16 protein-coding genes are annotated in these 23,818 nt (G+C 40.9%); 10 read left to right on the top strand and 6 right to left on the bottom strand.

Going from position 1 to position 23,818, the window contains the following annotated elements; all coding sequences use genetic code 11:
• The first annotated feature begins 28 nt into the window (after positions 1–28).
• From FDK13_RS24730 to FDK13_RS35560, 8 genes are all read left to right on the top strand, one after another.
• Positions 29–2,215, top strand: a complete 2,187-nt coding sequence (locus tag FDK13_RS24730; RefSeq protein WP_137342703.1) for a penicillin acylase family protein — start codon at positions 29–31, stop codon at positions 2,213–2,215.
• Positions 2,216–2,477: 262 nt separating this feature from the next.
• Positions 2,478–4,115, top strand: coding sequence for a TldD/PmbA family protein (locus FDK13_RS24725; protein ID WP_137342702.1), 1,638 nt, complete (start codon positions 2,478–2,480; stop codon positions 4,113–4,115).
• Positions 4,116–4,223: 108 nt separating this feature from the next.
• Positions 4,224–5,540 (top strand): TldD/PmbA family protein, encoded by a 1,317-nt coding sequence (locus FDK13_RS24720; RefSeq protein WP_137342701.1) that lies wholly within the window; start codon positions 4,224–4,226, stop codon positions 5,538–5,540.
• A gap of 89 nt (positions 5,541–5,629) precedes the next feature.
• Positions 5,630–8,401, top strand: coding sequence for a M14 family metallopeptidase (locus tag FDK13_RS24715; RefSeq protein ID WP_374756112.1), 2,772 nt, complete (start codon positions 5,630–5,632; stop codon positions 8,399–8,401).
• A 1-nt stretch (position 8,402) separates the two neighbouring features.
• Positions 8,403–9,494: an alpha/beta hydrolase family protein gene (locus tag FDK13_RS24710; RefSeq protein ID WP_229216203.1), complete on the top strand. Its 1,092-nt coding sequence runs from the start codon at positions 8,403–8,405 to the stop codon at positions 9,492–9,494.
• 27 nt (positions 9,495–9,521) lie between these two features.
• Positions 9,522–10,700 (top strand): serine hydrolase domain-containing protein, encoded by a 1,179-nt coding sequence (locus FDK13_RS24705; protein WP_137342699.1) that lies wholly within the window; start codon positions 9,522–9,524, stop codon positions 10,698–10,700.
• A gap of 350 nt (positions 10,701–11,050) precedes the next feature.
• On the top strand, positions 11,051–11,668 hold the full coding sequence (locus tag FDK13_RS24700; RefSeq protein WP_137342698.1) for an RNA polymerase sigma factor: 618 nt from the start codon (positions 11,051–11,053) through the stop codon (positions 11,666–11,668).
• 93 nt (positions 11,669–11,761) lie between these two features.
• Complete coding sequence (locus FDK13_RS35560) at positions 11,762–11,932, top strand: hypothetical protein (protein ID WP_170982910.1); 171 nt, start codon at positions 11,762–11,764, stop codon at positions 11,930–11,932.
• Between the two features lie 17 nt (positions 11,933–11,949).
• On the opposite strand, the gene FDK13_RS24695 is transcribed toward FDK13_RS35560, so the two are convergent.
• Positions 11,950–12,393 carry a GNAT family N-acetyltransferase gene (locus tag FDK13_RS24695; RefSeq protein WP_137342697.1) on the bottom strand — a complete coding sequence of 148 codons (444 nt, stop codon included), beginning with the start codon at positions 12,391–12,393 and terminating at the stop codon, positions 11,950–11,952.
• Between the two features lie 1,250 nt (positions 12,394–13,643).
• Here FDK13_RS24695 and FDK13_RS24690 point away from each other — a divergent pair.
• A complete protein-coding gene (locus FDK13_RS24690) occupies positions 13,644–15,881 on the top strand; it encodes a bifunctional alpha,alpha-trehalose-phosphate synthase (UDP-forming)/trehalose-phosphatase (RefSeq protein WP_137342696.1) in 2,238 nt (745 codons plus the stop codon).
• Positions 15,882–15,959: 78 nt separating this feature from the next.
• Here the strand turns inward: FDK13_RS24690 and FDK13_RS24685 are convergent, their stop codons facing one another.
• The 5 genes from FDK13_RS24685 to FDK13_RS24665 all read right to left on the bottom strand — a co-directional run bounded on the left by FDK13_RS24685 (position 15,960) and on the right by FDK13_RS24665 (position 20,750).
• Positions 15,960–16,202: a hypothetical protein gene (locus FDK13_RS24685; RefSeq protein ID WP_137342695.1), complete on the bottom strand. Its 243-nt coding sequence runs from the start codon at positions 16,200–16,202 to the stop codon at positions 15,960–15,962.
• Between the two features lie 338 nt (positions 16,203–16,540).
• A complete protein-coding gene (locus FDK13_RS24680; RefSeq protein WP_137342694.1) occupies positions 16,541–17,611 on the bottom strand; it encodes a dipeptidase in 1,071 nt (356 codons plus the stop codon).
• Positions 17,612–17,686: 75 nt separating this feature from the next.
• Entirely contained in the window at positions 17,687–18,796 is a 1,110-nt protein-coding gene (locus FDK13_RS24675; protein WP_137342693.1) for a D-TA family PLP-dependent enzyme, read from the bottom strand.
• 108 nt (positions 18,797–18,904) lie between these two features.
• Positions 18,905–19,375 carry a RidA family protein gene (locus FDK13_RS24670; RefSeq protein ID WP_137342692.1) on the bottom strand — a complete coding sequence of 157 codons (471 nt, stop codon included), beginning with the start codon at positions 19,373–19,375 and terminating at the stop codon, positions 18,905–18,907.
• A 70-nt stretch (positions 19,376–19,445) separates the two neighbouring features.
• Positions 19,446–20,750: a gluconate:H+ symporter gene (locus FDK13_RS24665; RefSeq protein WP_137342691.1), complete on the bottom strand. Its 1,305-nt coding sequence runs from the start codon at positions 20,748–20,750 to the stop codon at positions 19,446–19,448.
• A gap of 406 nt (positions 20,751–21,156) precedes the next feature.
• On the opposite strand from FDK13_RS24665, the gene gyrA reads away from it, so the two are divergent.
• Entirely contained in the window at positions 21,157–23,799 is a 2,643-nt protein-coding gene (gene gyrA / locus FDK13_RS24660) for a DNA gyrase subunit A (RefSeq protein ID WP_137342690.1), read from the top strand.
• Positions 23,800–23,818: the final 19 nt, after the last annotated feature.

Raw genomic sequence — 23,818 nt, 5'->3', positions numbered from 1 at the left:
AACACCGGAAAATAACCCACTTTTTAAAATGAAAAAAATAACCATTTTTGCCTTTCTCGCTTTGTCTTTCAATGTTTCAGCCCAGACATTTTCCCCCAAGGAAATCAAGGCGCTGAAAAAAGAAGCAGCGCAGATTACCATCGTCAAAGACAAATACGGAGTTCCCCACGTGTACACAAAAACGGATGAGCAGGCGGTCTTCGGAATGAGTTATGTTCAATGCGAAGAATTCTTCGATAAGCTGGAATCGTCACTGATCAGCCGCCTGGGTCGCCAGGCAGAAGTCGATGGAGAATCGGCGATCTATAAAGATCTTTGGACAAGAATGTACACCGATTCCACGCGAGCCAAAGCACTTTACAAAGAATCACCAAAATGGCTTCAAAAGCTGTGTGACGGATTTGCAGGCGGTGTGAATCTTTACCTGATCACGCATCCTGACAAAAAAACGAAGTTGATCAAGCGAATGGAACCCTGGATGTCGCTGATGAATAATGTGCCTGCACTTGGCGGAAGCAATATTGACGAAGCTGGTTTTGCTGCATTATATTCTAAAAAAGCGCAAAGATTTACCTCTTATGTGCCAAGTTTTGAGTCAGATAATTTCCGTGAGCCGGCTGGTTCAAACGGTTGGGCAATAGCTCCCTCGCGTACGAAAAACAAAAATGCGATGATTCTTATCAATCCGCATTCAGAATTTTACGGTCGTATTGAAATTCAGGTTACGAGCGAAGAAGGATTGAATTCCTATGGTGCACCTTTTATTGGTCAGTTTAGTTTGTTCCAGGGTTTTAACGAATATCTTGGCTGGATGCACCCGGTATCTTTATCGGACGGGAAAGATTTGTATGCCGAAACGGTTGAGCAAAAAGATGGGAAGTACTATTACAAATACAACGGCGAAATGAAAGCGGTTGATAGTACTGAAATCACGGTTCCTTATAAAAAAGGAAATGAAATATTGACGAAGAAATTTACGGTTTATCGCACGCATCACGGACCGGTAGTTTCTATTTTGAACAAAAAATGGGTGTCGCTAAAAACCATTGACGGAAGCATTGACTTGCTGGCGATGCATTGGGAAAAGATGAAAGCGAAAAACTTTGATCAGTTCAAAGCATCTATGGATAAACGCGTGATGACTGGAAGTAACGTAATGTACGCCGACAGAGACGGAAATATCGCTTACTGGCATGGGAACTTCGTGCCCAAAAAAGATCCTTCGCTAAACTGGAAACGTCCGGTGGATGGAAGCACGGATGCTACGGAATGGAAAGGAACGTATTCATTAGATGAAATTCCAAACTATAAGAACCCGGCAAACGGATGGTTGCAAAACTGTAATTCAACGGTTTTATACGCCACTGGTCCTTACGATTCAACGATGGCAAAAAAGCCGGAATTCATGTTCCCGGATGGGCATACGCCTCGCGCGATGAATGCAATTCGTGTTTTGGATAAAATCCAGAATGCAACGATGGACGATATCATTGCCGCAGCACATGATACTTATTTGCCAAATGCAGCCCGTTTTATTCCAAATCTGGTTTATGCTTATACCAGTTCAGAAAAGCCAATGCCAGAATTGGCGGGGCCAATTGAAGTGCTGAAAAAATGGGATTTCACAACTGATACGAGTTCGATTGCTACAACACTAGCAGTGATGTGGATTGAAAAAGTAATTGAAATGGACGTCGCTAAATTGGAAAAGCCTTACACAAATGAAGAAAGATATTCGGTAACGAATGGTGCAGCAGTTTCGACGGATAATCTTACTGCACGTCAGATGACGGATTCTTTCAAAGATGTAGTAGCTGAGCTTACAAAGGATTTTGGTACCTGGAAAGTGGCGTGGGGAACTGTTAATCGCTATCAGAGAAATCCGGAAGGAGAATTAGGTACGGATGGTAAAAAGAGCTGGCCTTTACCGGCAACGCCCGGATATCTAGGTTCCCTAAATGCTTATGTGAGCAAGAAAAGTCCTGATTCTAAAAACCGTTATGGTATCACCGGAAACACATTTGTGGCGGTAGTGGAATTTGGTAAAGAACTTAAAGCCAAAACCATTTTAACCGGCGGTTCAAGTTCTAATCCAAAATCACCACACTTTACGGATCAGGTCCATGGCTATATCAATCATCAATACAAGGACATCTTTTTCTATAAAAAAGACGTCCTGAAAAACGCAGAGAAAACATATCATCCCGGAGAATAACAAACAAAATCCGTCTGTCACAAGCAGACGGATTTTCTGGTTTAAAAACGGTAGATTTTTGGTGAAGCACGAGTTGGTTAGTTAAAAAAAACTTTTAATATCCGTCGGACGGAACGAGCCACCGGTCGGACGGCTTTTTTCGGCCGTCCGACCGGTAATAAAAAGCTGGAATAAAAGCCAAAACCTCGCTATTCGAAAACAAAACAAAAAAATCCAATAAACTCTTAACGGTCAAGTAACTCATTTAGTAAAAAGATTTCTTATGAACAGAAGAAAGTTTGTTCAATTATCCGGAATGGGAGCCGCGTTATTTTCCTCCGGAATGGTACAAGGTAAAATCATTTCGGCAGAAGATTTGATGATGCCGGGCATTGACGCCACCGCAAAAAAACGACTTGCAGACGTAGCGCTTAACGCTGCAAAAAGCAAAGGCGCGACTTATGCTGACGTCCGCATTGGAAGGTATTTAAGACAGTATTTTTTTACCAAAGAAATGCGGGTTGAAAATATCGTCAATTCCGAATCTTACGGTTTGGGAGTTCGTGTGATTGCAAACGGAACCTGGGGTTTCTGTGCGACGAACGATTTGTCGGTTGATAGCATTGCAAAATGTGCAGCAACAGCAGTAGCAATTGCAAAAGCGAATTCAGAAATGCAGGAAGAGCCGGTTATTTTGGCGGCTCAAAAAGGTGTGGGAATTCAAACCTGGAAAACGCCTATCACGAAAAATGCTTTCACGATTCCTGTTAAGGAAAAGATCGATTTGCTGATGAAGGTTAACGGCGAAGCGATCAAAAACGGCGCGACGTTCGTGAATTCAAATTTATTTTTTATTAACGAACAGAAATATTTCGCTTCAACCGACGGTTCCTACATTGATCAGGATGTACATAGAATGTGGCCAACTTTCACCGTTACGGCCGTTGATAAAAAGGCGGGGAAATTCAAAACCCGTGACGCATTAAGTGCTCCGATTGGTATGGGTTATGAATACCTGGACGGACTGGCTTCAGAGAAAACGTCAATATTAGGCAAGCCTACGGTTTATCGTTTTTCTTACGATATGGTAGAAGATGCGATTCTTGCGGCACATCAGGCGCAGGAAAAACTGACGGCTAAAACGGTTGTTGCTGGAAAATATGATATGATTCTCGACCCGTCAAATCTGGGTTTAACAATTCACGAATCCGTCGGTCACCCGTTGGAATTGGATCGTGTACTGGGGTACGAAGCTAACCTTGCCGGAACCAGTTTCGCTACGATGGAAAAATGGGAATCGAAAACATTCGAATACGGTAGCAAGATCGTCAATTTTGTTGCCGATAAAACCCAGCCTAATAGTATGGCTGCTGTGGGCTACGATGACGAAGGTGTACCTTGTAAAAACTGGAATCTGATCAAAGACGGAATTCTGGTAAACTATCAGGCAACGCGCGATCAGGTGCATTTGCTTGGCGAGAAAGAATCACAGGGTTGCAGTTTTGCGGACAGCTGGGATTCTATTCAGTTTCAACGTATGCCTAATGTTTCGTTGCAGCCTGGCAAGGAAAAGTACGGTGTGGCGGATATGATTAAGGACACTGAAAAAGGTATTTATATTTTGGGAAGAGGCTCTTCTTCGATTGATCAGCAGAGGTATAATTTCCAGTTTAGTGGACAATTATTTTACGAGGTTAAGAACGGTGAAATTGTTGGTATGCTGGACAATGCTGCTTATCAGTCTAATTCTCAGGAATTTTGGAATTCTTGTGCGAAGATCTGTGATAAGGACGATTACCGTTTATTCGGGACTTTGTTTGACGGGAAAGGACAACCTGGTCAGTCAAGCGCGGTGTCTCATGGATGTTCGACTTCGCGGTTCAATGGCGTGAATGTGATTAATACAGGGCGGAAAATATGATCTTGATTTTCTGGATTTGATGATTAAACAGGATTTTAATTGGTTTGTTTGTGGCTGATTAATGGTTTGAGATGAGCTTTTTGTAAAATATAAAATGGATTATCTGACATGGAGATTTTAACAAAAGAAGAAGCAAAAAAAATAATAGATAAGGTTTTGGCTTATTCCAAGGCCGATGAAATGAGCGTTGAGTTAACAGGGAAACGTACGGGAAATATTCGATTTGCCCGTAATTCTGTTTCTACGAGTGGAGAAACGTATAATCTTTCTTTATCGATTACTTCGGTTTTTGGTAAAAAACAGGGTACGTCAACGGTAAATGAATTTGATGATGCCTCGCTTGAAAAAGCAGTAAGAAGATCGGAAGAGGTAGCGAAACTGGCACCGGAAAATGTCGAGTATTTACCAATGCCAGGTCCGCAGAAATATCTGGAAAGTAAGGGGTTTCTTGATTCTACCGCTAGGGTCGATCCGGCTCAGCGGGCCAAATTTGCGAAAGACAGTATCATTCCTGTTCGTGAGAATAAATTGACAGGAGCCGGATATCTTGAAGATTCTGCCGGTTTTGAGGCACTTGGAAATAGCAAAGGTTTGTTTGCTTACAACAAAAGTACTTCGGTCGATTTTTCGATAACGGTTCGTACCGCTGATGGCCTGGGATCCGGATATGGTTCGGGGGATTTTAACGACAGTGCTTTGATGGATACGAAAGTTGCTACCAAAGTTGCTATTCAAAAAGCAATTTCTTCGAGAGGGGCAAAAGCGTTTGAACCGGGAAAATATACGGTAATTCTTGAACCAACGGCAGCCGGTGAGTTGATCTCCTTTATGATCCGTGCTATGGATGCCAGAACTGCGGATGAGGGAAGGAGTTTCCTTAGCAAAAAAGGTGGAGGGACCAGAATAGGAGAGAAGCTGCTTGACGAACGGGTTACAATTTATTCTGATCCCACGGACAAAGATATTCCTGCAAAACCGTTTTCTTCGGAAGGACTTCCTTTGGAGAAAGTTGTTTGGTTTGATAAGGGTGTGGTTAAAAATATGTCTTATTCCCGCTACTGGGCACAAAGCAAAGGTGTTGCGCCTATTTTAGCGCCGGATGGATTTATCATGGAAGGTGGCACGGCATCTCTGGAAGATTTGATTAAGGATACTGAAAAAGGAATTCTTGTCACTCGGTTCTGGTACACGCGCTGGCTGGATCCGCAGACTTTGCTTTACACGGGACTTACCAGGGATGGCACTTTTTACATCGAAAACGGACAGATCAAACATCCGGTAAAAAACTTCCGTTTCAACGAAAGTCCGATCATTATGCTGAACAACCTGGAAGCGATGGGCAAAGCCGTAAGAACGAGAGGCAATATGGTGCCGCCATTGAAAATTCGTGACTTTACTTTTTCAAGTCTTTCAGACGCAGTATAACAGGGGCATTTGGCTCTCGGCATTCGGCTTTCAGATTTTGGCAAAAATTTTGTGTAAGCCAGGCCTGACCGCCGATTGCCGAAAGCCGAATGCCAAAATATGAACTTAACTTTTATAAATTCGCTATGTTAAGAAAACCTTTTCTCCTATTCCTATTAATAATTTTAGCAGGTAAATTGTCTTTTGCCCAGTCAGTTCCTTCACCAAAGGATCATTTTGGCTTTGAAATTGGAGATGATTACCAGCTTGCCAATTTTACTCAGACAGAAGCATATTTCAAGAAACTTGCTGACGCTTCGGATCGTGTCGAACTGACCAGTATCGGTTTGACTGAGGAAGGGCGTAATCAGTATATGCTGATTATTTCTTCGCCACAAAACTTGAAAAATCTGGCTAAATACAAAGATATTTCTCAGAAACTGGCTCGCGCAGAAGGCCTTACACCAGAGCAGGCCAAAACATTAGCTGCTGACGGAAAAGCGGTGGTCTGGATTGACGGCGGTTTACATGCAACAGAAGTTGTTGGGATTCATCAGTTAATTGAGACGGCTTATCAGCTTGCAAGTCGCAAAGATGCTGAAACGAATCGTATTCTTGACAATGTGATTGTTTTGATGACTCATGCAAATCCGGATGGCCAGGAACTCGTTAGTAACTGGTACATGCGCGAGAAAGATCCCAAAAAACGTACGCTGGAATTTCTACCAAGATTGTATCAAAAATATATCGGTCACGACAACAACCGCGATTTTTATATGATGCAAATGAAGGAATCCCAAAATATGGGTCGACAGCTTTTTGTTGAATGGCTGCCTCAGGTTATGTACAACCATCATCAGCGTGGACCGGCAGGTTCTGTATTAGCAGGACCTCCTTACCGCGATCCCTTCAATTATGTGTTTGATCCTTTGATGATCACTGGAATTGATGCATTAGGCGCGGCCATGTACAATCGTCTGAATGTTGAAAATAAACCTGGTTATACCAGATTGACTGGCTCAACTTTTTCAACCTGGTACAATGGAGGTTTACGAACTACGACCCAGTTTCATAACATGGTAGGTTTGTTAACAGAAATTATCGGCGGACCGACACCGGAAGAAATTCCCTTGGTACCAAACCGGTTGATTCCAAATGGTTCTACGCCAAATCCGGTAACACCGCAAACCTGGCATTTCAAACAGTCCATTGATTATTCACTTTCACTGAATTTCTCGGTACTGGATTATGCAGCGCGTAACTATGACGATTTGCTTTTCAATATTTATCACATGGGAAAAAATTCTATTGACCGTGGAAATATGGATTACTGGACGCCGTATCCGAAAAGAATTGACGCGATTAATGAGGCGATGAAAGCCGGCAAGCCTGCCTTAACCGCAAGTACCGCTGCACCCGTTGGCAAGATTAATTATTACGATCTCATCCTGAAAGATTCCACACTTCGTGATGCAAGAGGTTATATAATTCCTGCCAATCAGACCGATTTCCCAACGGCTGTTAATTTCCTGAATGCGTTGATTAAAGCTGGAATTCAGGTTCAAAAAGCGTCCGCTGATTTTACGGTTTCAGGTAAAAAATACCCGGTTGGTTCTTACGTCGTAAAATCTAGCCAGGCTTTCCGTCCACATATTCTGGATATGTTTGAGCCACAAGATCACCCGAATGATTTTCAATACGCCGGTGGTCCTCCGATCCGTCCGTATGATGGTGCGGGCTGGACCTTGGCTTACCAGATGGGCGTAAGTTTCGACAGAATTCTAAGTGATTTTTCTGGTCCTTTTGTTACGTTACCTTATGGAGAATTACAAACTGTGAAAACGGTTGTTCCGTCCGGTTCGGTGGCAGGTTATGAGCTTAGTCCGGCGGTTAACAATTCCTTTATTTATGTCAATGATTTATTAGCGGCTGGCCTGGAAGTTTTCAGAATTTCCAATGGAAAAGATCAGGGGACGTTTTTCGTTCCGGCTTCGGCCAAAGCAAAATCGGCTTTGGAGAAATCTTCTGCCCAGTTAGGAACATCAGTAAAAACGGTTGGAAAACGACCTGCCAATCTGACGAAGGTAACACCTGCTCGTGTCGCTTTGTGGGATAATTATGGCGGGTCAATGCCGTCGGGTTGGGTTCGCTGGATCATGGAGCAATATCATTTTCCGATTCAGCTCGTCTATGCCAAGGACATTGATGCAGGCGATCTTCGCAAAAAATACGATCTGATTTTGTTCGTAACTCGGGCGATTCCTGGTATTGGAAATGCAAGACCAGGGGCTGAGGAATATGTACGTAGAGAAGCAAAAGAGGAGGAAGTTCCTGCTGAATTTCATAGCCAAATGGGTAGTCTTACTGTTTCAAAGTCTATCCCGGCTTTGAAAAAATTCATGGAAGAAGGTGGTTCAGTTTTTACCGTTGGAACCAGTACAAGTCTGGCCTATCACATTGGACTTCCTGTTCGTAATGCGCTAATGGAAATGACCGCGGCAGGGGTTGAAAGACCTTTGCCAAACGATAAATATTTTATTCCGGGAAGTGTTTTGGAGGTTGCCGTTGATTCAACACAAAAAACAACCTGGGGTATGGGTTCCAAAAGCGACATTTATTTTGATGCAAGTCCTGTTTTCAATCTATCATCCGAAGCAGTTTCCAAAGGTATGATCAAACCGTTGATGTGGTTTGACAGCAACAAACCTTTGCGCAGTGGCTGGGCGTGGGGACAAGCCTATTTAGAGGATGGAGTTGCAGCGTTCGAAGCCAGTGTTGGCAAAGGGAAACTGATTGCTTTCGGGCCGGAAATTACTTTTCGTGCACAATCTTACGGTACCTTCAAAGTTTTATTTAACCAACTTTACTCTTCTCCTAATTAACATGATGAAAAAACATATTCTAATCCTGCTTAGCCTTTTGATAGGCCAGTCAGGTTTCGCTCAGGAAAAATCCAAAGCTTCTCTTGAAGACCAGGTCAGTAAAATGGCAAAGCAGATTGAAGCGATGCAGCATGATTTCGATCAGGTTACCAAGGGTATTGACGATCTGGATTGGTATAATAAACTTTCTGATGTTGCCTTTGTTGACAAAGTAATTATCACCGGTCCGCCGCCGGCGGTTATCAAAAACCCGACAGGACAAGGTGCGAAAAACCCGGTTCGTTTTTCGGCTTATGTTTTCATTCCTTCTAAAATCGATATTAATAAAAAGTATCCGCTTCTTGTGCTTCCTCACGGTGGCGTACATAGTAATTTTACGAGTACTTATGCCCATATTATCCGTGAGTTGATCGCACAGGAATATGTTGTTGTAGCGGCAGACTATCGTGGAAGCACTGGCTACGGCGCAGGTTTTTACCGTCAGATTGATTACGGCGGGTTGGAAGTAGAAGACGTTAAAAGCAGTCGTGATTACATGATTCAAAACTATGATTTTCTTGACAAAAATCGTGTGGGAATCCTGGGGTGGAGCCATGGCGGTATGATTACACTTCTAAACATTTTCGATCACCCGGAGGATTATGCCGTAGCCTATGCAGGTGTGCCGGTCAGTGATCTGGTAGCACGCATGGGTTACAAATCCCAAAGTTATCGTGATGCTTATTCGGCTGATTATCACATTGGTAAATCTGCGGATGAAAATGTAGCAGAGTACCGCAAACGTTCTCCGGCCTGGAATGCGGAAAAACTGAAGACGCCACTTTTGATTCATACCAATACAAATGATGAAGATGTTAACTCGCTGGAAGTGGAACATTTGATCAAATCGTTGAAAGCAGAAGGAAAGAAGTTTGAGTATGAAATTTATAAAGACATTCCCGGCGGACACACTTTTGATCGTATAGACAACTACGGTGCCAAAGAAATCCGCTTTAAGGTTTACAATTTTCTGGCCGGATACCTTAAACCAAACAAGAAATTTAAGGACGTGAAAGAGCTTATCCAATCCAGTTATTTTCCGAAAAAAGGTTGAGTTATTTTAAATGTACCTGGGTAATTTATGATTGATTTAAAGAAAATATTGTTTGGTGCCACCGTTGCGGCTTTTGTAATGACAGCAACGATTTCTGCAAATGCACAACCACGAAGATTTGCTCATGAGAATTCAGACGATAAATATGTTCTGAATTATTTGCAGCGCGTGGCAGATGAAAGTGGCGCACCAGGTGTTTCAGCGGCTGTTGCGATTAATGGAAAAATGGTTTTTTCTGGTGGCGTAGGATATGCAGATCTTGACAATAAGGTTGTGCAAAACGGGAAAACCGTCCATAATATCGGTTCGGTTTCTAAGGCTGTGGCCGTCATTGCGATCATGCAGCTGGAAGAAAAAGGATTGCTAAGTCTGGATGATGAAATCCAGAAATACCTTCCTTATTTTCCAAAAAAACAGAAGCCGATTACCGTCAAACACATTCTGACGCATACGTCCGGCATCAGACATTACGCAGCAAAAGACAATGATAATTATGGTTTCAAACATATGCGCCATTACGATGATTTTCAGGAAGCCACCACAATTTTCCGTGACGATTCTCTGCTGTTTAACCCCGGTGCCTATTTTTCGTATTCTTCTTATGCAAGCAACCTTATGCACGGAATCGTTGAAAAAGTAACCGGAATTAGCTTTGAAGAATATATGAAACGGAATATCTGGCAACCTGCCGGAATGCTCACAACCTGGTTTGACGTGCCGTCACGTATTATTCCAAATAGGGGAAAGGGATATGTCAGAGATAAAAGCGGAATTCTTGTCAATCCGGATTATGAGGACACCAGCTACAAATATGCGGGTGGCGGAATTATCGCTTCTTCCGAAGATATGGTAAAGCTGGCGATTGCACTCAATGATGGTGTTTTGCTAAAACCGGCAACCATCGCAAAAATGTACACGCCTTATTTTGAGAAGAATGAAAAGTCGTTACATCCATCCAAAGCAGCTGGTATTATCCCTTCCTGGCAAGGTTTGATCTGGTTTGTTGGAAAGGATCAGGCCGGAAGGAACTGGTATGGCCATAGCGGAACGGTAAAAGGAACGCGCTGTTTCATTATGAATTATCCGAATGAAGGTTTAGTTGTTGCTATTCAGGCAAATATCGGAACTATTAAAATTGACGAGTACGCACTTTTACTGGCTCAGATGTACTTGAAAGAAGACATAAAAGCGGAGAAAAAGAAATAGGTTAGTCTGAAAAATGAATTACAAAGAAGCCAACCTTTCATAAGGTTGACTTCTTTACTGAATAGTCTTCAAACTTCATATTTTAGTTATTTACGAGCACTTTATGTCACCGATCCGGGGGCTTTTCCTTCATTTAACAGACTTCAAAAATGGCTTCCATAAACAAATCAATATAATACTGTACCTTTTATATAATATTTGTAATTACTACGCAAAAATGGTAAAATTGTTTTGTGTAATAATTATTATATGAAATAATAGTTGGTATTTTAATTATATACAGTTGCAAAGTATTGCCTGATAAGAAAGTCTTAAAGTTTGTTACGTAACCCACTAAGCCGTCTTAAATAATGTATTTCCTAAACGAATCTTTGATATTAAAACAAATTTCGGAAGGTGATGAAAAAGCTTTTTCTGAAATTTATGCAAACTACAAACCGGACCTTTACCGCCTGGTTTATAAAATTCTTAAATCTTCTGATGTAACCAATGATACTTGTCAGGAAGTATTTATTAAAATCTGGGAAGACCGGCAAAAACTCACAGAAGTGCATTCTTTTAAAAGTTATCTTCTTGTGGCTGGTAAAAACCATAGCCTGAACGTACTTAAAAAAGTTTTGTCGGAAGAGAAAAGATTGTCAGGATTTGTGCAGAATTATAGTGATGCACACAATGGAATTGAAGATAAAGTGCAGTCAGATGAGTACCAGAGTTTTCTTCAATCGATTCTTGCGACACTTACTCCCCAGAGCAAAAAGGTTTTTCAGCTTTGCCGTCAGCAGGGAATGTCATATGACGAAGCCGCAGAAAATATGGGTGTTTCAAGAAGCCTGATAAAAAAACATATGGTTAGGTCAATGAAAATAATGCGCCTGGCCGTAGAAAGAGATTTGGGCATTGCATTTGGCTTTGTTCTGTCTACGTTTTTTGACTTTGCCGAAATGGATCTTTTAATGATTTTTGCCTAGAATCTGTCTTTTTTCGTTCTTTATTTTTTTGTATTTAATTTATTTCCGGGGTACCCTGGTGCCGTCGGTTGTTGTCTTACAAAAAAGATAAATATGGAAGAACAAATTTTCCTGGACAGACTGGTAACCCGTTATTTAAACAACAATGCCACAACGGCAGAGTTAAATGTATTTTTACATTTGTTAAAACAAGGAAAACTTGACGAAACTATAAACCGGATCGTAGATGCACAAATAGCATCAGAGTCAGATGAATCGGAGTGAAGCAGTAGTACTTTCTTTTATTCGAGATAATAGTAAAAATGACCTTCATCTTTTTTGAACCCGAATTTTTCATAAAGTGCCTGCGCTTTTAAATTTTCAGTACCTGTTTTCAGCGTGATCCATTGCGCATCCGTTTCTGCACCAAATTCTTTTACCTTTTCCAATAATTTGCTGGCTATACCAAATTTTCTGAATTTTTCGGAGATAAACATATCATTTAATGTCCAGGTTGATTTTGTTTTTAGCGATGAAAACATCGGATAAAGCAATGTGAAACCCATGTATTCCTCACTTTCTTCATCGATAGCAACAAAAATGACTGCCTGGTTTTTCATTAACCTTTCTTCAAGAAAGGCAGTCGACCCAATTAAATCCGATTCCTGTTTGAAATGTATCCGGTAATCATTGAAGATTTCAGCCAGCCGGGAAAGATGATGATTTGTGCACTGTTGGATAAGCATGGATGCAAAAGTCAATTAATTGATTTGCTAAAATATTCCTAAAAAGCTGAAAAGCCTTGTTTTTACAGAAAATTCATAAAAAAACCTGCCGAAATGGGCAGGTTTTTAACTACTCGCAACCGGGATTTATAAAAAAATAATTCTTTTTTAGTCTTAACCTGTCTGGTTAAGAAGATGCTCTTCAAAGTATTATTAATTAGTGACTTTGAAATTCTTATAAATAACGGCTGCGCTTAAATTTATATATTCGGGCGGTAACGATTTAATCATATTTTAACGTAATAGATGAGATTGTGAGAATTAGATGCCAGGCACAATAAAAAGGCCTCGGTATGACCAAGGCCCTTTTGCTAATTATTTAACCCAGCACTCTACATTATTAGGTAACTGCTTTAAAAGTAGAATAAATATTTTATAAAACAAAATTCTTGTAGAATATATTCCAAATTTGATTCGTAATTATATTACATATGTAATTTGAATTGTAGAAAAAGTTCAAATTTTCAATATGGTTTAAAGAAGAAAAAATCCCCGCAGACGCAAGGATCTTTTACTAAATATTTCTCACCTCAAAGTGGTAAACCACCTTGATTGTGAGACACTCTGTAAAAATCATGCTAGAAAGCGCTGAGGAATTTTTTAATATAAATTAACTGTTTCATATACAGTTATTTGCATAAATTGTTAATTTAAAAATCCTATAAGTAATTATTATTTTAATATTTTGTTTTTCGGTTATTATTGGGTAAAACTGAGGAAGGCTACAATATGTGACGATGTGTCTGCAATATGCCGGAGTTACTGACAGTTTGTAAGCTTTGGAATAATTTGAAATCACGGAATTCTTATAATATTTATTTCAGGTAAAGAATAGCCGGAAGCTTGCTAATAATTTACCGATAGGGCACAAAACAAAAAAATCCCGGCATATGCCAAGATCATTTGTGCACTACAACACACACTATACACCACCGAAGTGATGCAGGTACAAAATTATAGAATTGTTGCTACAAATGAAACAGATTATTTCTATAATTTTTCAAGAATATATGTAAACCTTCTTTTAAAGTGGGTGTACTGGAACAGTAATTGCGGTAGAAAGTAATATCAGATTGATTTATTCAGTAAAGTTTAACAATTGCATCTATTCCGGATACCATCTTGGTTAAGGAATTTACCTTTCTCATTATTATAAGATTGCATACCTTATATTTAGTCAGGTGCATTTGACAACTAAATGCAACGAACGTATGAATGATTTAAAAAAGAAGGAAAAAACAGGAAGATTAATTATTGTTGCCTACCGATTACCATTTAAAATAATTAACGAAAACGATCAGGTTCAACTTTTCCAGAATTCTGGTGGACTGGTATCCGCGGTGCTTTCTCTGGTACATGAGCAGGAGGGATCTCCTTTTAACTCTGCTGAGAAAATCCAGTGGGTGGGGTTTTCAGAAAACACGCCCGAAGAGCTTGAAGGCCAGTCGCTTGCCAATGACAGTTTTCAGGCCCATCCGGTATTTATTCCAACAGATGTAAACGAGAATTATTATGAAGGATTTTGCAATAATCTGATCTGGCCATTATGTCATTATTTTCCGTCTCTTGCCAAATTCGAAGATGAATATTTTGAAAGTTACCAGATAGCGAACCGCTTGTTTTTTGATAAAGTAGCAGAGATTATTCAGCCGGACGATGTTGTCTGGGTGCAGGATTATCAGCTTATGCTGCTGCCGGAAATGATTCGCCAGCGGTTTCCTGACAACAAGATCGGTTTCTTTTTTCATATACCTTTTCCGTCTTTCGAACTGTTCAGAATGCTGCCGGTAAAGTGGCGCAAAGCAATTGTTGACGGGATCCTGGGTGCCGATGTAGTGGGGTTTCACACGAACGATTATGTGGAATATTTCCTCAAAGCCGCCCGTATGGTCGCAGGTTATGGAAACAAGCTTCATTATATCAATTTAAGTAACCGAATTGTCAAGGTAGATTCCTTTCCGATCAGTATAGATTATAAAAAGTTTAACGCAGCCTACGACGAGCCCGAAGTAGCCCGCGAGAGATTACTTGCCAGAGAATCACTTAAAGAAAAAATTATTTTTTCCGTAGACCGCCTGGATTATTCCAAAGGGATATTACACAGACTTCATGGTTTCCAAAGGTTTCTGGAACAGAATCCGGACTGGCATGAAAAGGTTTCCTATGTTATGGTGGTGGTGCCTTCAAGAGATAAAATTGACCAGTATCAGCAAATGAAATCCGATATCGATCAGACCGTAGGGCGGATCAATGCCAATTATGGGAATATTAACTGGCAACCGATTATTTATCAATACCGGTCTATGTCGTATGACGAGTTGCTTGGCATGTATACGGCCAGTGATGTGGCGTTAATTACACCTGTCCGTGATGGTATGAATTTGGTTTGTAAAGAATATGTTGCAAGCCGGAAAGACAGAAAAGGCGTTCTTATTCTCAGCGAAATGGCTGGGGCCGCTGCCGAATTGGGCGAGGCACTTATTATAAATCCGCTTGATAACCAGGATATTGCGGATGCCATTGAGCGGGCCTTTGAAATGCCGGAAGCAGAGCAAACAAAACGAATGGACGCCATGCAAACCCGGATTCGGGAATACGACATATTTGCATGGACTAATGATTTTTTTACACAAATGATTATGCTTGAACAAGAACACGAGCGCCTGAGACAGGTGTTTCTTACAAATAAAGGAATTGACGCAATAAGAAAGGCGTATGATTCTTCGTCAAACCGGATTTTGTTTTTTGATTATGATGGTACGCTTGCTCCAATTGTTCCGGATCCGGCAAAAGCCATTGTGTCTGCCGATACCAAAAAAATAATAATGGATCTTGCTAAACGTGATACAGTAATTATCATTAGCGGCAGGGACAGATATTTCCTTAACGACCTTTTTCACGATTTGCCAGTCCATATTATTGCCGAACATGGCGCGCTGGTAAAAACGAAAGACAGTGCTGAATGGGTTTTGAATGAAGGATATGAAGAAAACTGGAAAGAAAGTATCCGCCCGATCCTGGATATATATGCACGGCGCTGTCCGGGTGTTTTCGTTGAAGAGAAAGAAACCTCACTGGCCTGGCATTACAGAACTGCTGAAGATAAGGAATATGCATTACGACGGGCTCAGGAATTGACCTGGCAGCTGCAAAGCTTTATCCAGCCAGAACTAAATCTGCAAATTATTGAGGGTAATAAGGTTGTTGAAGTAAAAAAGACAGCCTTTAATAAAGGGACAGCCGCAAGGGCATTCGTGGAAAACGGAGATTATGATTTTATTCTGGCCATTGGAGATGATACTACGGACGAAGATATGTTTGAGGCTTTACCGGAAACGGCCTATACGATAAAAATCGGTGATGATTTGTCGGCTGCAAGAAATCATATTAAAAATCAGCAGGAAGTATTTCACTTTCTGAAATTTATGGTATCTTCATCCGAAGAATAACAACCTAACTAATTTAATAATAGAATGTTCAACAAGCCACCATTTGCGTGGCTTGTTGTTTTTAGGGCTTTTGGTATGTTATCCTGTTACCAGATTATCTACATTTTCCATTTTTACAAAATCACATCTGAAACCCGCAGAGCGCAGTGCAGACTGAATGCTGCGAAAATCCGGAAGATCAGATTGCAGACTTAGCAGCAGATTCTGAAAATCATAGGCCCAGTGTTTTACATTTAATTTTTTCAGACAGTCATGCAATCGCTGTAATGAAAGTCCATCCTTTAATTTTGCACGAAAAGAGATTTTATATATTGTGCTCATTGGCTATTAATCAGTATTTGAAATCTAAATGTGTTAAAGATTATAGCAGTTTGCTATCGCCCAACAGCATCAAAGATCATTATTATTTATAATCAATCCAAATAAAAATAGATTAATTATATTATAAACAAATGTACTTTTCTTAATAGTAATAATCAAGGATGGTTTATGATGAAATCGTTAACTTATCGACAATTTAAGTATTGAAGAAAGTCCTTAAATAGAAAAGCGACACATCTCAGTAATTGAGAAATGTCGCTTCTAAAAAACTCGGCGTAACTCTTTTAATCCGCGCGTCCGCTCTGTGTAACCTAAAATATACTGGTTAAATATATTTTTTATGCCCAGGATCTCTCTAAAAAATCAACCCAGTTTTTCCACATGATCTGTTCAATATCCTGATTAGAATAACCTCTGTTTTTAAGAATTCCTGTTATAGTCTGAAGATCAGCAATAGAATCCAGATCTCCCGGAGATTGTTCTTTTCCATAAGCACCGTCCAAATCAGAACCAATACCAACGTGTAATGCATTTCCTGCAAGCTGACAAATATGATCTATGTGCTGAGCGATGTGTTCAATTTTTAAACCCATACTTTGCGGTGTAGATTTTCCGCGTTCCCAACCCGGAATCATCATCCAGGCATCAAAAGCCATTCCAATTACTGCTTTTCTATTCAGTAATTCCTTGATCATATCATCCGAAAACTGGCGGTTGTGCGGAACAATTTCGCGAACCAGATTATGGCTTGCCCAAACAGGTCCCTGATAAATTTCCATTGCATCCCAAAATGCGCTGTCGCACAAATGTGTAGCATCCAGGATCATTTTTAGCCTGTCCATTTCTGCCAGCAGATCTTTACCTTTTTGTGATAACGGCTGATCAGAATCAGTTCCGTATGCATAAACGCCCGGTCCATAATGAGCAGGTCCAACAGCACGAAGACCATATCCGTAAGCGATTTCCAGATTTTTTAATGTGATAAAGGAATCCGCTCCTTCAAGACTTAGAATATATCCTATCGGTAAATTTTCTGTTGATTCGGCGTTTTCCCAAAGCGCCAGATGTTTTCTTAAACCCGGCAAGTCCGTAATCTGAACCATTTCACCGGCATCTTCCATAGCTTTGTACCAGGAAATTTGCGCCTGTGTCATTGCCCAGGCTTGCGCCTGAGAATTCCATCCTGGTATTTTACTATCAGGTTTTACATAACGTGCGATCTGGGTAGCAACGCACATGCCAATATTTCCTTTGCGCATTTCCGGAAAACTGACAACACCCAAACCACGGTCAGGTTTGTCTGTCAGGTTTTTTTCACGATCGCGGATTGCGTTTAAATCCTGGGTTAAGTCCCGGTTCCATTCCACGGCATTCATGGACAGATCCAGGTGGGCATCAAATAGGAACATACCTTTTACAATGATTGAATGATTGAATTTTGAATGAGTGAATTATGGCTCATTCGTGGTTTAGGATTTCACTTTTTAGATAGTAATACGACGATTTCTGGCGACAATTTTCCATTCGTCTATTACGTCACCATTTTCTATAACGGAAGCATAATCGTGTAGAGCGACAGACGGGCAAATGTGATAGGGAAGAGCGTAATAAACATCTCCGATTTGAATGGTTTCCCATGCTTCTTCTCCAATTTCCAGTACGCCGTGCTCTTCACTTTGTCCGGTAACGGTATATCCGTTAAGATTCAAAAGACGGAAACGTTTGTCAATCGGGTTTTCGGCTGCAACAGCTTTATGTCCCAGATCAATTGTAATAATGCCAACAGAGGGTTTGGAAACAACTCTTGTTAAAATCAGCGCCGCGTGTAAAAATGGCTGGTCGTCAAACAGATCGCCGTACCCCCAATCCCATAAAACATTGGTACCCGGACTTAAAAAGACGTCCGGACGCAGCGTATGAACTGTAAAAGACGGAGAGCCGCCGACAATGATCATAGGTTCTTTTTCAGTCGCTTCTTTGATCAGATCAAATAATGGATAGACTAATTCAAAAGCTTCGTCACTTGCGGCTTTACGTTCCGAAAATTCGGCATTTCGGATATGTCCGTCGTAAACATGAACGCCTGAAACTTCGATATTTGGCAGCGTACTTAAAAAGCGGTATAAGGAAAGGATTGTACCGTCGGTGGTATGTCCGGAACGGTTCATTCCATTGTTGACATCAATAAAAATGGTTGAAATGAAATCCTGTGTTTCAGAGAAATCATTTAATATTTGCGCGGTTTGTTCATTATCAATTAAAGAAGAAAATGTAACATCCGCGTATTTCTTTCTCAATGCAAATAATCTGGAAATATTCGGACCTACCATTTGATAGGCCAGCAAAATCCATTTAGCGCCTGAATCTGCCAGCATTTCAGCTTCGGCAATCGTAGCACATTTGAATTTTGTGATACCGGCGTTCAGCTGCAATTTTACAATTTCGGCTGTTTTATGTGTTTTAACATGTGGTACAAGCCTGTTGACATCTCCGGCAATGTGTACCATGCTGCGGATGTTGTTTTCAATTCTGTCTTTATAAAAAAGAAGAGAGGGAGAAATTACTTCTTCCGGTTTGTTGAGTAGATACCACATTTTGGATAGTTATTTTGTTTAAGAAAGAGGCGATTGCTGATCAGGAATGGCCGTAGTATTAATTCAGAGTAACACGATGCAATGATTTAATCAGCAATCGCAGATATTCTAATTTTCTTCCAGTTCAAACATTGCTTCGATTTCAACCGGGATATTGTCCGGCAAGGTACCCATTCCTACGGCACTTCTTACACCGATTCCGTTTTCTTCGCCCCAAACTTTTGCAAATAACTCACTGCATCCGTTGATTACATAAGGGTGTCGTTCAAAATCAGTAGTTGCATTCACCATTCCTAAAACCTTGATCACACGCTTGATGCGGTTAAGGCTTCCAAGATTTGTTTTTAATGTTGACAAAATAGCGAGTCCAACCTGACGTGCTGCCAGTTTTCCTTCTTCCACATCAAGATCTTTTCCGATTCTGCCAATGATCAGGCTGCCATCGTCTTGAACAGTTCCGTGTCCGGAAACATATACCCAGCGATTATCAACGATAAGATATGGTTTATAAACGCCTAGTGGTTTTGGAGCAGGTGGTAAATTAAGTCCTAAGGCTTCGAAATTGGATTCAGGATTCATTCAATTATAAGATAAGATTGATAAATAGGTATTGTTTTTGAAAAGATGCAAAAGTGTCCGACGTTTACTCTTACATAAACAAATTTAATACTAAAACCCCCAACAACCCCATTATTGACACAATTGTTTCCATAACAGACCAGGTCAAAAGGGTATCTTTTATACTTAAATTGAAGTATTCTTTGAATAGCCAGAAGCCGCCGTCGTTTAAATGTGAGAACATTAAACTTCCGGATCCGATGGATAACACGATCAATTCAGGAGGTACCGGCGAATGAATCAGCAAAGGAGAAAGTATTCCAACGGTAGTTAATCCGGCAACGGTCGCAGATCCCACGCAAACCCGGATTACCGCTGCAATTCCCCAGCTCAAAACAATTGGAGAGATGTCGATTCCTACCAAACCTTCTGCTATATAGGTACTTACGCCACTGGCCGTCATGATTTCTTTGAAAACACCGGCACCTGCAATGATCAGCAGAATTACTGAAACACCTTTGAACGCTTCTTCCATCGATTTGCTAATGCCTTTCATGTTCAAACCGCGTTGGATACCAAGTGTATAAGCAGCGAAAAGCACTGAAATCAACATACCGAAATATGGCTCCGCAAGTAAAGCAATGGCTTGGTTATCAGGGTAAATTCTTTTTATTCCTGACATCGTTGTTAATAAAAAAACAGGCAGTAACGCAGTGACAATACTAATTCCCAATCCAGGAAGTTCCGATGTAGGCCTTGGTTTTACATTGAAAAGATCTGCATCCGGTTTTGGTGTAAATCTTTTCAACGTACTTCCAAATATAGGACCAGCAACAGCGATGGCCGGAATGGATACCATCAAACCATAAAGTAAAGTTTTACCAAGATCTGCATTAAGCTGACTGGCGATGGCTGCTGGTGATGGGTGAGGAGGTAAGTAACCATGAGCAACAGATAATGCGGAAAGCATCGGAATTCCTACATATAATAAAGGGAGTCGGGCCGTGGCACTGATCATAAAAATCAGCGGAACTACGATTACAAAACCGGCATTATAAAAAAGAGGAATACCGATTACAAATCCTGCCAGCGCCATTCCCCACTGAATATATTTTTGTCCGAAAACGCCGATTAGTGCATCTGTGATCCTTTGCGCTGCTCCACTATCTGCAACCAGCTTTCCAAGCATGGCACCAAAGCCTACGATTAATACAAGGTCGCCGAGCGTACCGCCAACTCCTTTTTGAATTGCCCTACTAACTGTCACAACATCAAGTCCGCTTGCAAGCCCCAAACCAATTGATACGAGAAGAAAAGAAATGAATGTATCAATTTTGAGCCAGGCGATGAGCAGGATCAGAAATAAAATGGAAAGAAATGTCAGTAATAAAGGCATAGAAAGGAATTTAGGGAAATGAGCATTTTAGATAATAAGGACGCATACTAGCAAATTTAACGATTGAACTGCATTTACTTTCCAATTAATTATCACAAAACGCCAAAATAAACCCATTTTCTACAAGAAAAAGAGCCTGAAAGGCTCACTATCTTAGTCCGTGCGGTACGCGTGGGAGGCGGGAGCCCATGGAATTTGCAACAATTTACGGCCCCAAATTCAACCTAAATTCCCCAGGATCACAGCGATATAAAACGAATGCAGAATATGCATTAAAGAAGTTTGTTAGAATGCCTAAAAATAGCGAAATTTGTCTTTTTGGAAGTTACGATATTGTAATAATCCAGTGAGTATTTGTATAAAATCAATCTCTCATTTTAAATTTTTGATTCTTTTCTAATTCTTTATGGCAGAATCTTCAGGTGAAAACATTATCCCCATTAATATTGAGGATGAAATGCGAGGAGCATACATCGATTACTCGATGTCAGTTATTATTTCCCGCGCTTTACCCGACGTTCGCGATGGTTTGAAACCGGTGCATAGACGTGTGTTGTATGGTATGTCTGATTTGGGTGTTGGATATAACAAATCCCACAAAAAATCAGCTCGTATAGTAGGGGAGGTTTTAGGTAAGTATCACCCGCATGGTGACGCTTCGGTGTACAATACAATGGTGCGTATGGCCCAGCCGTGGTCATTGCGGTATATGCTGGTTGACGGACAAGGTAACTTTGGTTCCGTTGATGGTGACTCTCCGGCAGCGATGCGTTACACAGAAGCGAGATTGAAACGGCTTGCTGACGAATTATTAAATGACTTAGGTAAAGATACAGTTGATTTCCAGCCAAATTTTGATGATTCGCTTCAGGAGCCGACGGTTCTTCCGGCAAAATTTCCAAATTTGCTTGTAAATGGTTCTTCGGGTATTGCGGTAGGTATGGCTACAAACATGGCACCGCATAATTTGTCGGAGGTTGTGGATGGTGTACTTGCTTATATCGACAATACGGAAATTACTATTCCTGAGTTGATGCAGCATGTTAAAGCACCGGATTTTCCGACAGGTGGGACCATCTACGGATATCAGGGTGTGCGTGCAGCGATGGAAACAGGCAGAGGCCGGATCATTGTTCGCGCTAAGGCATCTTTTGATGTTACCAAAACCGGACGGGAACAGATTATAGTTACCGAAATTCCGTACATGACCAACAAGGCTACCATGATTGAAGGTATTGCCGGCTTGATCAATAACAAAAAACTGGATGGTATTTCTGATATCCGTGATGAATCGGACAGAGACGGGATGCGTATCGTTTTCGATTTAAAGAAAGATGCCATTCCAAATATCGTTTTAAATCACCTTTATAAGTATACTCCGCTTCAATCATCTTTCAGTGTTAATAACGTAGCGCTCGTAAAAGGTCGCCCGGTGATGCTCAATCTGAAAGATCTGATCAAACATTTCGTAGAACACCGTATCATCGTGATCACACGCCGTACGGAATACGAATTGCGCGAAGCAGAAAAAAGAGCACATATTTTACAAGGTTTGATTATTGCGCTTGATAATCTTGATGCAGTAATCGCTTTAATACGTAGTGCACGTGATCCTGAAATCGCTAAAAACGGTTTGATGGAGCAATTTGCTTTAAGCGAAATCCAGGCCAAAGCGATTCTTGAACTTCGTCTGCAAAGACTGACGGGTCTTGAAAGAGATAAAATTGTTAAGGAATATGATGAGATCATGCTTATCATCAATGACTTAAAAGATATTCTTGCCAATGAATTCAGGAAATACGATATTATCAAAGCGGAACTTGGTGAGATTAAAGAACGCTACGGTGATGCTCGTCGTACCCAGATAGAATTTGCAGCTGAGGAATTCAGTGACGAAGATATGATTCCGGATGATGAAATGCTTATTACCATTTCTCATGAAGGTTATATCAAACGTACACCTTTAGCGGAGTACAGGACACAAACCAGGGGTGGGGTAGGTTCTCGTGGTGTGAAAACCAAGGATACCGATTTTACCGAACATTTGTTCTCGGCCACGATGCTTAATTATCTGCTCATCTTCACCGAATATGGTAAGTTGTTCTGGATGAAAGTATATGAAGTGCCGGAAGGAAGTAAAACTTCAAAAGGCCGTCCGATTCAAAATCTGATCAGCCTTGAAAACGGAGATTCAATTCGTTCGGTGATCAATGTACGTACTTTGACAAATGAGGATTATATCAACAATAATTACCTCATTATGTGTACGGAGCAGGGAACAATCAAGAAAACATTGCTTGAAGCATATTCCCGTCCACGTACAAATGGTATTATCGCAATCTCTATTAATGAAGGCGACCGTCTTTTAAATGTTGCTCTGACTAATGGGGATAACGATATCGTTATCGCATCAAGTGCAGGTCGTGCGGTTCGCTTCAACGAAAAAGGAGTGAGACCAATGGGAAGAACAGCCGCCGGTGTTCGCGGAATAAATCTGAATGATCCTGCAAACAAGGTCATCGGTATGGTTTGTATTAACCGTGAAGATGCCCAGTTGTTGGTAGTTTCTGAAAATGGATTTGGAAAGCGCTCATTGATTGATAGTTACCGTGTGACAAACAGGGGTGGGAAAGGAGTTTCTACCATGAATGCCACCGATAAAGTAGGTAAGCTGGTTGCCATTCGTGAAGTTACAGAGCAGGATGATTTGATGATCATTACCCGTAATGGTATCGCTATTCGTATGAGCGTTCTTGACATTCGTCAGGCGGGCCGTAATACGCAGGGTGTTAAACTGATCAGACTTAATAACTCAGATGAAATAACTTCTGTAACCAGAATTCTAAAAGATCCTGACGAAAAAGCAGCAGAAGAACTGGACGAAGATGGCAATGTAATCGTGAAAGAAATTAGCGAAGCAACTGATTCACTGATCATTAGAGCAGACGATGCAGATGCTGTTGAGGATGAAATCGTGGATAGTGTAGAGGATGAGGATGTTGCGGACGATGACGCTGAAAACGACGATTCTGAGACTCCAGAGGTATGATTTTTGTAATATTTAGGTT

It is taken from the genome of Dyadobacter frigoris (genome assembly GCF_005280585.1).
Lineage (GTDB): Bacteria > Bacteroidota > Bacteroidia > Cytophagales > Spirosomataceae > Dyadobacter > Dyadobacter frigoris.
The sequence above is the reverse complement of the archived record's forward strand: the minus strand, read 5'-3'. Positions and strand labels throughout refer to the sequence as shown.

What these genes read in the sequence shown, in the direction of transcription:
- FDK13_RS24730 (WP_137342703.1), top strand. Translation starts at nt 29, where the DNA reads ATGAAAAAAATAACCATTTTTGCCTTTCTCGCTTTGTCTTTCAATGTT.
- FDK13_RS24725 (WP_137342702.1), top strand. Translation starts at nt 2,478, where the DNA reads ATGAACAGAAGAAAGTTTGTTCAATTATCCGGAATGGGAGCCGCGTTA.
- FDK13_RS24720 (WP_137342701.1), top strand. Translation starts at nt 4,224, where the DNA reads ATGGAGATTTTAACAAAAGAAGAAGCAAAAAAAATAATAGATAAGGTT.
- FDK13_RS24715 (WP_374756112.1), top strand. Translation starts at nt 5,630, where the DNA reads ATGCCAAAATATGAACTTAACTTTTATAAATTCGCTATGTTAAGAAAA.
- FDK13_RS24710 (WP_229216203.1), top strand. Translation starts at nt 8,403, where the DNA reads ATGATGAAAAAACATATTCTAATCCTGCTTAGCCTTTTGATAGGCCAG.
- FDK13_RS24705 (WP_137342699.1), top strand. Translation starts at nt 9,522, where the DNA reads ATGATTGATTTAAAGAAAATATTGTTTGGTGCCACCGTTGCGGCTTTT.
- FDK13_RS24700 (WP_137342698.1), top strand. Translation starts at nt 11,051, where the DNA reads ATGTATTTCCTAAACGAATCTTTGATATTAAAACAAATTTCGGAAGGT.
- FDK13_RS35560 (WP_170982910.1), top strand. Translation starts at nt 11,762, where the DNA reads ATGGAAGAACAAATTTTCCTGGACAGACTGGTAACCCGTTATTTAAAC.
- FDK13_RS24695 (WP_137342697.1), bottom strand. Translation starts at nt 12,393, where the DNA reads ATGCTTATCCAACAGTGCACAAATCATCATCTTTCCCGGCTGGCTGAA.
- FDK13_RS24690 (WP_137342696.1), top strand. Translation starts at nt 13,644, where the DNA reads ATGAATGATTTAAAAAAGAAGGAAAAAACAGGAAGATTAATTATTGTT.
- FDK13_RS24685 (WP_137342695.1), bottom strand. Translation starts at nt 16,202, where the DNA reads ATGAGCACAATATATAAAATCTCTTTTCGTGCAAAATTAAAGGATGGA.
- FDK13_RS24680 (WP_137342694.1), bottom strand. Translation starts at nt 17,611, where the DNA reads ATGTTCCTATTTGATGCCCACCTGGATCTGTCCATGAATGCCGTGGAA.
- FDK13_RS24675 (WP_137342693.1), bottom strand. Translation starts at nt 18,796, where the DNA reads ATGTGGTATCTACTCAACAAACCGGAAGAAGTAATTTCTCCCTCTCTT.
- FDK13_RS24670 (WP_137342692.1), bottom strand. Translation starts at nt 19,375, where the DNA reads ATGAATCCTGAATCCAATTTCGAAGCCTTAGGACTTAATTTACCACCT.
- FDK13_RS24665 (WP_137342691.1), bottom strand. Translation starts at nt 20,750, where the DNA reads ATGCCTTTATTACTGACATTTCTTTCCATTTTATTTCTGATCCTGCTC.
- gyrA (WP_137342690.1), top strand. Translation starts at nt 21,157, where the DNA reads ATGGCAGAATCTTCAGGTGAAAACATTATCCCCATTAATATTGAGGAT.